Source organism: Gammaproteobacteria bacterium (assembly GCA_032250735.1).
Lineage (GTDB): Bacteria > Pseudomonadota > Gammaproteobacteria > SZUA-152 > SZUA-152 > SZUA-152.
Genome location: JAVVEP010000049.1, coordinates 1 through 11115 on the forward strand (window position 1 = coordinate 1; position 11115 = coordinate 11115).

At 56.9% G+C, this 11115-nt stretch carries 9 protein-coding genes and 1 pseudogene; 7 read left to right on the plus strand and 3 right to left on the minus strand.

Features of this window, described 5'->3' with window-relative positions; genetic code table 11:
- Window positions 1–128: 128 nt before the first annotated feature.
- Together RRB22_15355 and RRB22_15360 are read right to left on the minus strand one after the other, a co-directional pair.
- Complete coding sequence (locus tag RRB22_15355) at window positions 129–443, minus strand: putative addiction module antidote protein (GenBank protein ID MDT8385781.1); 315 nt, start codon at window positions 441–443, stop codon at window positions 129–131.
- A 3-nt stretch (window positions 444–446) separates the two neighbouring features.
- Window positions 447–743 (minus strand): type II toxin-antitoxin system RelE/ParE family toxin, encoded by a 297-nt coding sequence (locus RRB22_15360; GenBank protein MDT8385782.1) that lies wholly within the window; start codon window positions 741–743, stop codon window positions 447–449.
- 163 nt (window positions 744–906) lie between these two features.
- Between RRB22_15360 and RRB22_15365 the strand changes: the two are divergent.
- The 5 genes and pseudogenes from RRB22_15365 to RRB22_15385 all read left to right on the plus strand — a co-directional run bounded on the left by RRB22_15365 (window position 907) and on the right by RRB22_15385 (window position 5769).
- Window positions 907–1113: pseudogene (locus tag RRB22_15365) on the plus strand (phosphate ABC transporter, permease protein PstA).
- Window positions 1110–1943 carry a phosphate ABC transporter ATP-binding protein gene (locus tag RRB22_15370; GenBank protein MDT8385783.1) on the plus strand — a complete coding sequence of 278 codons (834 nt, stop codon included), beginning with the start codon at window positions 1110–1112 and terminating at the stop codon, window positions 1941–1943. The pseudogene RRB22_15365 and the gene RRB22_15370 overlap by 4 nt, the downstream one beginning before the upstream one ends.
- Before the next feature lie 639 nt (window positions 1944–2582).
- Complete coding sequence (locus RRB22_15375; GenBank protein MDT8385784.1) at window positions 2583–3869, plus strand: ATP-binding protein; 1287 nt, start codon at window positions 2583–2585, stop codon at window positions 3867–3869.
- 14 nt (window positions 3870–3883) lie between these two features.
- A complete protein-coding gene (locus RRB22_15380; GenBank protein ID MDT8385785.1) occupies window positions 3884–4432 on the plus strand; it encodes a response regulator transcription factor in 549 nt (182 codons plus the stop codon).
- Between the two features lie 134 nt (window positions 4433–4566).
- Window positions 4567–5769: a murein transglycosylase domain-containing protein gene (locus RRB22_15385; protein MDT8385786.1), complete on the plus strand. Its 1203-nt coding sequence runs from the start codon at window positions 4567–4569 to the stop codon at window positions 5767–5769.
- A gap of 4 nt (window positions 5770–5773) precedes the next feature.
- Here RRB22_15385 and RRB22_15390 read toward each other — a convergent pair whose 3' ends face one another.
- The gene (locus RRB22_15390) at window positions 5774–8137 is read right to left on the minus strand and encodes a Tex family protein (GenBank protein ID MDT8385787.1); all 2364 of its coding nucleotides are present in this window, start codon (window positions 8135–8137) and stop codon (window positions 5774–5776) included.
- 356 nt (window positions 8138–8493) lie between these two features.
- Here RRB22_15390 and dgt point away from each other — a divergent pair, with 356 nt between their 5' ends.
- Together dgt and RRB22_15400 are read left to right on the plus strand one after the other, a co-directional pair.
- A complete protein-coding gene (dgt, locus tag RRB22_15395) occupies window positions 8494–9897 on the plus strand; it encodes a dNTP triphosphohydrolase (GenBank protein ID MDT8385788.1) in 1404 nt (467 codons plus the stop codon).
- Entirely contained in the window at window positions 9884–10753 is an 870-nt protein-coding gene (locus RRB22_15400) for a hypothetical protein (GenBank protein MDT8385789.1), read from the plus strand. The genes dgt and RRB22_15400 overlap by 14 nt, the downstream gene beginning before the upstream one ends.
- The last annotated feature ends 362 nt before the right edge of the window (window positions 10754–11115 follow it).

Genomic DNA, 11115 nt, shown 5'->3' on the forward strand with positions numbered 1-11115 from the left:
ACATGGGGTCATTGCTTGACTTTGCAACGACATGGGGTCATTGCTTGACTTTGCACTCACCTGAAACACTGAATGGTGGATGTGCAAAGCAATACCCCCTTTCCCACACCATGAGAACGCTGCGATTATCAGGCTGCGGCGGGATCGTCAGCGTCGGCATGCAGGTGCACTCCCAGCGCCTTGCACACCCGCCGCACCGTCTCAAAGCGGGGGTGCGCGTCAGGGCGCAGTGCCTTGTACAGGCCCTCGCGGGTCATACCGGCGGCACGGGCCACCTCGCTCATGCCCCGGGCCCGGGCAGCCACGCCCAGGGCGTGCGCCAGTTCCGCGTCATCCCCCTCATCGATCACCTGGGTCAGGTAGGCGGCGATATCCTCGGGGCTCTTCAGGTACTCGGCCATGTCAAACTCAGGCAGTCCGGAGACTTTAATCTTCTTGCGCATAGGTTAATCCTCCAGCGTGGCGGCCAACGCCACGGCCTTGGCGATGTCGGCCGACTGAGACGACTTGCCCCCGCCACCGAGCATCACAATCAACGTCTTACCGCGCTGCGCGTAATACATGCGCCAGCCCGGCCCGAAAAATTCACGCATCTCAAACACACCTTCACCCACCGGCTTTACATCGCCCAGGTTGCCCCGTTGCGCCTTGTCCAGCCGGCGCGCCAGACGCACCCTTGTCGTGCGGTCCTTCAGGCCATCGAGCCAGGCGGCAAACTCATCGGTGCGTTTGATCGTAAACACGGAAAAAGTGTAATCGAACGTTTACATGCCGTCAACGACCGTTAACAATTCAGCCATTTAATGGTGACGGTACCGCTAGCTCAAACCGTTGGCCCCTGCGGATACCATCGATATCCGCAGAAGCGCCGGGGCATTGCTTGATGCAAAGTCAAGCAATGACCCCACTCCACACGTGGATCGGATGCCGGAATCGCTGTCCGACTCCGGCCGTGCCCTGGCCGTGCATATCTACGATCTGTCGATGAACGTCACCGGCGGTGACCCGGCCGCCTACGCATCGGCCCTGGTGCTGATCGCGCTGATCATCGCCATCAACGCCGGTGCGCTCGGTCTCACCGACCGCTGGCTCAGCAAGAGGATTGCCACATGAATGATGAACACCAGACGATCTACACCCTGGGCCAGGTCGAATCGGGGCCGCCCTGTTGCGAACCGCTGCCGCACCTGCGCATTCGCGATCTCGCGGTAGCCTATGGCGACACCACTGTGCTGGACGCAGTATCCCTCGACATCTACCGCGGCTGCATCACCGCACTCATCGGCCCCTCGGGCTGCGGCAAGACCAGTTTTCTCTCCACCCTCAACCGCCTCACCGATCTGATTCCGACGGCGCAAGTGCGGGGCGAGGTGCGCTTCGAGGACACCGATCTGCTCGATCCGCGCCTCGACGTGCTGGCATTGCGGCGGCGCATCGGCATGATCTTCCAGAAGCCCAACCCGTTTCCGCTCTCCATCCGCCGCAATCTGGAACTGCCGCTGCGCGAGCACGGCCTGCGCCGCCGCGAGGCGATCGAACACAAAATCGAAACCGCGCTGCGCGATGTCGGCCTGTGGAACGAGGTACGCGGCCGGCTCGACACACCGGCACTGGCCCTCTCCGGCGGCCAGCAACAGCGCCTCTGTATCGCCCGCGCCCTGGTGCTGGAGCCTTCCGTGCTGTTGATGGATGAACCGTGCAGCGCCCTCGACCCCATTGCATCGGGCGTCGTCGAAGAACTGATCCAGCGGCTGCGCGGCCGCTACACCGTGGTCATCGTCACCCACAATCTGGCCCAGGCGCGGCGCATCGCCAACTATGCAGCGTTTTTCTGGATGAAGGAGCGCGTCGGCAGACTGATCGAGTTCGGCCAGTGCCAGCCCCTGTTCGAGACACCGACACATCCGCTGACTGCGGCCTATGTGTCCGGGCTGAGCGGTTGAGCGTCGCGGATACGCTACAGCTCACATTTTTCGTTAGACCAATAAAGACAACAACAAGATAACCCGCAGGGTGGGCAGCGCCCACCTTACGATCCTGCCCTTTGCGGACAAGATTTCCGCTTATGCGATTAATCGTCGGGCGTGGAACAGAGGTAATGAGGAAAAATGCAGTCGATATTTCTGTTGGCAGAGGGAGCATAAATAGGTGCAGCGCCTGACCGGCTAACCCAGGGAGGGGGTGTTAGCTGCCGGCAGACGCTGCGGGGGAACAGTGACGCGCGAGGTATAAACCGTGTGTGGCGTGGCGGGGGCAGCAACCTGGGAGGGAGGACTGCCATCGCACAATGCCGGACAAGGCCGGGTTCAGGTTCAAGCCCACTGCACCACCTGACAAAAAACAGGTGAATGGGGTTCGGATGTGCCCGGCGCCTGTCATTGCCCCTGCCGGTAATTCCCGGCGCGGAACCTGATGGCGATACTAGACCGGGCCCGGGCCCCCAACAATGCGACAGATTGTCGCACCCGGTGCTGCCCACACTGCGCCCGGCCCGCCAGCCTCCTGATGGTGATCCCGATGAGTCCCTGGCACTCCTCCTCACTATGTGGAATACCGGCTTCGCTAACGCGTACAATGCCCCCATGTCCCGCGAGCCCGACGCCACCTCCGACACCACGCATCGCAACCTGCGCCGCCTGTTCCTGTTCCGCAGTATTAGCCTCGGCCTGCAGATGCTGATGATCTTTATCGCCCTGCGCTGGCTGGCCCTGCCCCTGCCGGTGCTGCCGCTGGCCGCCATTTTCATCCTCCACGCCCTGTGGAACGGTTTTACCGCCTGGCGCGCGCAACAGCAACGGCCGGTGACCGAGACCGAATTTTTCCTGCAGCTATTGACCGATGTGCTGGCCCTCAGTGGCGTGCTGTACCTCACCGGTGGCGCCACCAACCCGTTTGTCGGCTTTTATTTATTGCCGCTAATGATCGCCGCCACGGTTTTGCGAAAGCCTTTCGTGTGGAGCATGGCGGGCATTACCGTCACCTGCTATTCGCTGCTGGTGTTTGTCTACATACCGTTAGATCCTGGTAGTCACATGCAACATGATGCCAGTTTTAACCAGCACGTGTTTGGCATGTGGTTTGGCTTTGTGTTCAGCGCGGGGCTGGTGTCCTTCTTTGTGACCAATATGGCGCAGACCCTGCGGCAACGCGACCGGGTGCTGGCCGCCGCCCGCGAGCAGGCGCTGCGTAGCGAGCATCTGGTGGCGCTGGGCACACTGGCGGCCGGCGCGGCGCATGAGCTCAGCACCCCGCTGAACACCATGGCCATTATCACCGACGAGCTGAAAGACGATTATCCGCCGCACAAGAATGCCGATCTCCATGCACAGCTCAGCCTGATCGGCGAACAGATTCAGCGTTGCAAGGCGGCCCTGTCGGTGATCTCCGCCTCGGCCGGCGAACAGCGCGCCGAGGCCGGCGAGGCGCTGGCGGTGGACATCTATCTCGACAACCTGCTCATCCAGTGGCAGGCGCAGCGGCCCAGGGTGATCAGCCTGCAACAGAGCCTGCACGGCGTCCAGCCCGCCCCGCGTATCATCGCCGATCGCGCCCTCGATCAGGCCATCCTCAATGTGCTCAACAATGCAGCCGATGCCTCGCCGGACTGGGTCGCGGTCAGCGCCGAATGGACGGAGCAACGCCTGCGTCTGGCGATCGAGGATCGTGGCCCAGGCCTGGATGCCGAGGCCCGGGCCCTCATCGGCAAGCGCCTCTACAGCAGCAAACCCGACGGCCTCGGGCTTGGGCTCTATCTGGCCCATTCGGCCATCGAGCGCCTTGGCGGCACCATCGAGTATGGGGAGCTGCCCGAGGGCAGGGGCACCTGCACCCGCATCGGTCTGCCGCTGCTGGAGCGGGCCACGCCGTGAGCGAGACCGCCGCCATGAGCGACTCCCGCCCCCAACGGTCCACCGTGCTGCTGGTCGATGACGACCTCACCTTTTGCCGGGTACTGGCCAGGACGCTGGAGAAGCGCGGCTTTGATGTCTACACCGCCACCGAGCTGGCCAGCGGTCTGGAACTGGCCGGCGATCACCAGCCCGACTATGCGGTGATCGACCTGCGCATCGGTCAGGAATCCGGCCTGGAGGTCGTGCAGCAGCTGCATAGCCGGCATCCCGCGCTGCGCATCCTGATGCTCACCGGCTACGCCAGCATCGCCACCGCGGTGGAGGCCATCAAGCTCGGGGCCGTGCACTACCTCACCAAGCCCGCCTCGGTGGACGACATCCTGCAGGCCCTGCAACGCGAGCAGGGCGACGTCGCCGTCAGCCCGGCCGAGCAGCCGGTGTCCATCAAACGCCTGGAGTGGGAGCACCTGCAGAAGGTGCTGCTGGAACACGAGGGCAACATCTCCGCCGCCGCACGTGCCCTCAACATGCACCGTCGCACCCTGCAACGTAAGCTGGCCAAACGGCCGGTAAGGGACTGACAAGCTCTAAATCACTTGCGCAGCCATGCGGGCTAACGGGCCGCTTTTGTGACCCCCATCAAGGCCCCGGACCGCCTGCCGCTTTATGATGGAAACCCGTTCATCCGTTTTTATGGAGTCAACCGGTCGACACCATGGCGCTCTGGAAAATCCTTACCTCAGTGATTGCAGTAGGCCTGATCCTGGCGCTGGCCACGGTGCTGGAGGGCTATCTCTCCGACGCCCGGACACCCCAGGTTGACACCACGCCCACTGCCGCGCAGGTCCGTACCGCCGCCCAGATCGAACACGAAAAAAGGCTGCAGGGCGCCTTCCGGCAGTATCAGAAGAATGTCGCCCGGGTCTGGGGTGACGAGGCCGTCGTACCGGAGGCGAAGCGGGACGTCACCTATCGTGACAATTATCGGCAACGCAGTATCGTGGACTACGACGCTGGGGTGGTGAAGGTGGAGCTGGCCCTGAAGCCCGGCAGCGAGCAAGACCCCGATGGCTCCCGCCGGCAGCTACAGGCGGCGGTCGAACAGACCGTCCAGCAGCCCCCGGACGAACGTTCCATTATCGAGATCGTCAGACAGCCCACGCCGCCGCCCAGCAAACAGCCCGCCGTGCTGGCGGGGCTGGTGGCCGCCATCGACAATACGCCACTCAGCCCGCAAGAACTGTCGGCCTTCGCCAGCGCCGTGGCCAGCGCCATGCACAGCCGGGCGCTCACCGGCAGGGACGGCAAACAGCGGCTGGTGATCAGCACCGAATTCAAGCTGTTGCCCGAGCACCTGCGCATCCGTGCCGAAAGGTTCAGCGCCAGCGTCAACAGCCATGCCCGGCAACACGACATTCCCGCCGCCCTGATCTATGCGGTGATCGAAACCGAAAGCGCCTTTAACCCCTGGGCCAAATCCCACATCCCCGCCTTCGGACTGATGCAGCTGGTGCCGCGCACCGGCGCGCGTGATGCGTATCGGTTTCTGTATGCGGAAGACAAAATCCTGAAAGAGAAATACCTGTACCAGCCGGACAACAACATTCAGTTAGGCACCGCCTACCTGCATCTGCTGTACTACAAACATTTCAAACAGATCAAGGACCCGCAGGCGCGCACCTGGGCAACCATCGCCGCCTATAATGCAGGCTCGGACAGCGTGATCAGCGCCTTCACCGGACAGTTTTCCCGGCACAACTACCCCAGCCGGTTTTCCTGGCGTCGGCATGCGCTGAAGAAGATCAACCAGCTCAGTGCCGAGAAGCTTTACCAGCACCTGCGCCGGCAGTTACCGGCCCGGGAAACGCGCGACTATATCGAAAAGGTGCGCAGCCGGATGGACAAGTACGAGACCTAGGCGCCTAGCCCTGCTTCAACCGGGCGAAGGCATCGGCCATGGCGCTGTTGGCCTGCGTGCTGCCGGCCTGTTTGCCACTGGCCGCTTTGCCGGCCTCAGCCGCCGCCTTCGGTTTTGCCGGCCGGGGTTTTCTGCCCGCGCCCCGCTCGGCCGGCCGTTGCTGCGGGCCGTCCGCTGCGCGTTCCGCGCGGGCATCATCGGTCAACCGCATGCTGAGGCCGATGCGCTTTCGCGGCAGGTCGACCTCCATCACCTTGACCTTCACCACCTGCCCGGCCTTCACCACCTCGCGCGGATCCTTGATGAACTTGTCCGCCAGCGCCGAGACGTGCACCAGTCCGTCCTGATGCACGCCGATATCCACAAACGCGCCGAAGTTGGTGACGTTGGTGACCACGCCTTCGAGGATCATGCCCGGCTCCAGGTCGGACACCTTCTCGATGCCGTCCTTAAAGGTGGCGGTCTTGAATTCGGGACGCGGATCGCGGCCGGGTTTTTCCAGCTCGCCGAGGATGTCGCGCACGGTCGGCTCGCCGAAATGCTCGTCGACAAAATCATTGGCGGCCAGCCCCTTCAAAAAGGTCTTGTCGCCGATGATGTCGCTGATCTTGCGGCCGCTCTGCTGGCTGATCTTTTCCACCAGCGGGTAGGCCTCGGGATGCACGGCGGAGGCGTCCAGCGGATTGTCGCCCTCGCGAATGCGTAGAAAACCCGCGGCCTGCTCGAAGGCCTTGGGACCGAGGCGCGCGACTTTTAATAACTGCTGGCGATTGCTAAACGCACCGCTGGCCTCGCGGTGCAACACGATGTTGGTGGCCAGGGTTTCCGACAGCCCCGCGACCCGCGCCAGCAACGGCGCCGAGGCGGTATTGATCTCCACGCCCACGGCATTCACGCAGTCTTCCACCACCGCCTCGAGCTTTTTCGCCAGCCGCGTCTGGTTGACGTCGTGCTGGTACTGACCGACGCCGATGGCCTTGGGATCGATCTTCACCAGCTCCGCCAGCGGGTCCTGCAGGCGGCGGGCGATGGACACCGCGCCGCGGTAGGTCACATCCAGCTCGGGGAATTCGCGCGCCGCCAGCTCGGAGGCGGAATACACCGAGGCGCCCGCCTCGCTCACCATCAGGCTGTTGAAACGCAGCGCGCTGTATTTTTTCGCCAGCTCATTCACCAGCTTGTCGGTCTCGCGCGAGGCGGTGCCGTTGCCGATGCTGACGAGATCGACCTGGTGCTTTTCCGCCAACTTGGCCAGCACGGCCATCGACTGATCCCACTGGTTTTTCGGCGCATGCGGGAAGATGGTGTCGTATTCCAGCAGCTTGCCGGTGGCATCCACCACCACCACCTTGACGCCGGTGCGCAGGCCCGGGTCGAGCCCCATGGTGGTGTGCTGACCGGCCGGCGCCGCCAGCAACAGATCGCGCATGTTCTCACCGAACACGCGGATCGCCTCTTCCTCGGCCGCCTCGCGCAGGCGCATGTTCAGCTCGGATTCCAGCTGCATGGCGATCTTGATGCGCCAGGCCCAGCGCGCGCACTCGCCCAGCCACTTGTCCGCCGGCTTGCCTTCGTCTTTCAGATCAAAATGGGCGGCGACCATGGATTCGCAGATACCGCGATCCAGTGGCGACGGCAGATCATCCTGCCCCGGCACTGCAATCTTCAAGCGCAACACGCCCTCGGTACGACCGCGATACAGCGCCAGCGCGCGGTGCGAAGGCACCTTTTGCAGCGCCTCGGAAAACTCAAAATAGTCGGCAAACTTGCTGCCCTTTTGCTCCTCGCCCTTGACCACCTCGGCGGTCATCAGGCCGTTGTCCCACACGTAGTCGCGCAGCCTGCCGACCAGGTCCGCCTCTTCCGCGGCGCGCTCCATGAAGATCTGCCGTGCGCCGTCGAGCACCGCGGCGGCGTCCGCAAAGCCCGCCTCTTCATTCAAATAGTCATTGGCCGCAAGCGGTGGATCGAGATCGTGGTCCGCCAGAATCGCCTCCAGCAGCGGCTCGATTCCCGCCTCGCGGGCGATCTGCGCCTTGGTGCGGCGCTTCTGTTTGTAGGGGGCGTACAGGTCTTCGAGACGGGTCTTGGTGTCGGCGCCATGGATGGCGGCGGCCAGCGCCTCAGTCAGCTTGCCCTGCTCGTCGATGCTCTTCAGCACCGCGACGCGTCGGTCTTCCAGTTCACGCAGGTAGCCCAGCCGTTCTTCCAGGTTACGCAGCTGGGTATCGTCCAGCCCGCCGGTGGCCTCCTTGCGGTAGCGGGAGATAAACGGCACCGTGGCGCCCTCGTCCAATAAGGTAACGGCAGATTCAACCTGGGACAGGCGAACGCCCAGCTCGTCGGCAATACGTGACTCAATATTCATGAAATACCTGCAATGGAAAAACGAAAATGAACAACCAAGCGAATAATGTGGCCACGGAGTGTACCAAACCCGCTACTCCGCGACAGTCTTGAAATTCGCTGGCAGACGTGGTGCGACCAGCATTAGTTGGCACGGTACCGCTTTGCCATGTTACTTTTACGCAAAAAGCACTTAGACTTAAGCCTGCATTTAATTCCACTGGGAATATCAGTTCAACTTAGGGTCAAACTCAAACAAAGCATACAGCTTGCGCAGGTAAGCTGTTGATTTTATTAAGACCAGCAGTGAAATCTACAAAGATATTTGAAGCAGGAAATGTAAAGGAACCAGTGAATTTTATTCTAAGGATAGTAAAGATGGATTTAAAAAAATTATTTAGCCAGGTTAAAAGAAAGCCAAAAGAAAAAAGCTCAAAAGCTTCAAGTGAAGTGAGGACACCTACAGAAAGGGATTATGATCGCATCTTGTTTTCTACTCCTGTTAGGAGGTTGGCAGATAAAACTCAGGTATTTCCACTGGAAAGAAATGACAGTATCAGGACGCGTTTAACTCATTCTCACGAGGTCGCGAATCTTGCGAGGAGTATTGGTGTTGATTTAGCTTTCAACAGTAATGTTTTTGAAGATCTTGGGGAGAATGCAAAAAGAAACGTTCCTGCCATGCTGGGCGCAATCGGATTGGCACACGATTTAGGCAACCCGCCTTTTGGGCATCAAGGAGAAGAGGCAATCAGGAGCTGGTTTAGAGACAACCAAGATATTTTAAACGCAGACAAAGATGATACGCCTTTAACTGACGCAATGAAGCAGGATTTTTTGTTATTTGAAGGCAATGCACAAACGATCAGATTGCTAACACGGCTACAAATTATTGATGATGAATATGGGTTAAATTTAACGTGTGGCACATTAGCTGCATTAATGAAGTACACAGTACCGTCAAACAAGATTGATGATAGCGATAATCCGCATGTAGCAAAAAAGAAATTTGGCTACTTTCAATCAGAGGCTGAAATTGTCAAAGATGTTTGGAAAAAAACCAACCTTTCTGAAGGCAAAAGACACCCCTTAACTTACATTATGGAAGCTTGTGATGACATAGCATATACGGTGCTTGATGCGGAAGATGCCGTTAAGAAAAAACTAGTATCGTTTCATGACTTAATAGCATTTTTAAAGCACCATGGAAATGGAGATAAACTTGTCGATCAGGTCTGCACTAAAGCTTGCGAAGATAATGATAAGTATAGAAAAAACCTTACTAGCCTATCCCCCTCAGAGCTAAATGATATTTCAATGCAAAAGTTTCGCGTCCATGCAATTGGCGCCATGGTTTCAAGCGTTTCTAATACATTTATTGAACACAAAGAGCAGATACTTGAAGGTTGCTTCCCAAAAGACTTGCTAGATGCTAGCCAAGCAGTAAATTTAAAAAAGAAACTAAAAATATTCGACAAAGAAAATGCTTACCTGCATAGAAGCGTTCTTGAAGTTGAGCTGAAAGGCTACAACACCATTAGAGCAATAATGGACTATCTTTGGAAATCTATTTGTTTAAACGAAGATAAAAGAGGCCCTTTTGAAACATATGTTTACGAGCGAATATCAGAAAACTATAGAAGAGCATATGAAAACGAATCTTCTCTACCAAAAAGATATAGACAGTTGCAATTAATGACGGACATGGTTTCGGGTATGACCGACAATTATGCCGTCGATTTTTATAACGAGATTAGAAGCTTCGAAAATGCTAAAGTTTAAAACACAGCCTGTTGGATCAATCGAAAACCTTAGGGGACGAGTTGAACGACTAGTTAGAGAGCCGGTTGAAAAGCTTCACAAGACAAATCAACTGTCACTTGACCTGCCATACGCAAACAATACGGTTTTAATTGATCATCCGAGCAAGAGCATCGCTAGCTTTTTAGATTTTGTTACTGATGCTATACCAGATGGCGATGTATATTTATTTGGTGGAGTGCTAAGAGATTTAGCGATCTTTGGCAGGAAAGGTTTTAACTCTGATATTGACTTAGTGGTTGAAGGTGACTGGACTCAATTTGTTTCATATCTTGAATCTTTAAATGCTTTTAAGAACAAATTTGGAGGCTATAGACTTACTATTGGCGGATGGCCTGTTGATATTTGGAACGCCAGAGAAACATGGGCTATAAAACAAGGCTTGGTACAGTACAAAGGCATTGCCTCACTAACGGAAACCACTGTATTGAACTGGGACGCGATTCTGATGAATTGGAGAACTCGAAATTTTATATATCGAGAAAAGTATTTTGAAGAGATAACAGAAAGAATATTAGATGTTGTCTTAGAGGAAAACCCTAGCCCTCGGGGAATGGCAGTGCGCGTGTTCCGACATTTCTACTTTAAAGGCGCAGAAAAGATTACAAAGAGAGCGGCAGCCTATCTATCAATTTGCGCCAAGAAATATAGTTTTGAAGAAATTAAATATGCTGAAGTTAGAAGCTACAGCAACACTTTAATTAAACCCGCCGTCTATAAATTTTTTAAAAATATTGATGTTTCAAAAGACCAGGATTTAGAGGAACAATTTATTGTTGTGGGAAATCTCATTATGAAAGAGCTTGATATACATTGACATACTGAGCTAAAGGGGTCGGCCCCCTTTTTAATTTCTGATCCTGTTTTTATTCAAATCAAAATGAATTAGAAGAGGTTCTGGCCTTGTATAAAGATAAAACTGTGTTTGTGGTCGGGGCTGGCGCAAGTGCTGAACTTGACCTACCAGTTGGCACACAGCTCGCAGGAAGAATTTCGGAACTCATGAGATTTGAATTCGAATTTGGTAGACCGACAAAGGCCGACCAGTTAATTTTGAGCGCATGGCAATCTCATTTTAAGAGTGATACCGACAGGTTAAACGAACATCTAAAGGCCGCGCGAAGGTAAGCGCTCAACAAACCCCATCTAAAAATCCATCCACCACACTGCTACCGTGCT

Coding starts and splice junctions, on each gene's coding strand:
- RRB22_15390 (MDT8385787.1), bottom strand. CDS start 8,137: ATGAATATTGAGTCACGTATTGCCGACGAGCTGGGCGTTCGCCTGTCC.
- RRB22_15400 (MDT8385789.1), top strand. CDS start 9,884: ATGCTAAAGTTTAAAACACAGCCTGTTGGATCAATCGAAAACCTTAGG.
- RRB22_15385 (MDT8385786.1), top strand. CDS start 4,567: ATGGCGCTCTGGAAAATCCTTACCTCAGTGATTGCAGTAGGCCTGATC.
- RRB22_15380 (MDT8385785.1), top strand. CDS start 3,884: ATGAGCGACTCCCGCCCCCAACGGTCCACCGTGCTGCTGGTCGATGAC.
- RRB22_15370 (MDT8385783.1), top strand. CDS start 1,110: ATGAATGATGAACACCAGACGATCTACACCCTGGGCCAGGTCGAATCG.
- RRB22_15375 (MDT8385784.1), top strand. CDS start 2,583: ATGTCCCGCGAGCCCGACGCCACCTCCGACACCACGCATCGCAACCTG.
- dgt (MDT8385788.1), top strand. CDS start 8,494: ATGGATTTAAAAAAATTATTTAGCCAGGTTAAAAGAAAGCCAAAAGAA.
- RRB22_15355 (MDT8385781.1), bottom strand. CDS start 443: ATGCGCAAGAAGATTAAAGTCTCCGGACTGCCTGAGTTTGACATGGCC.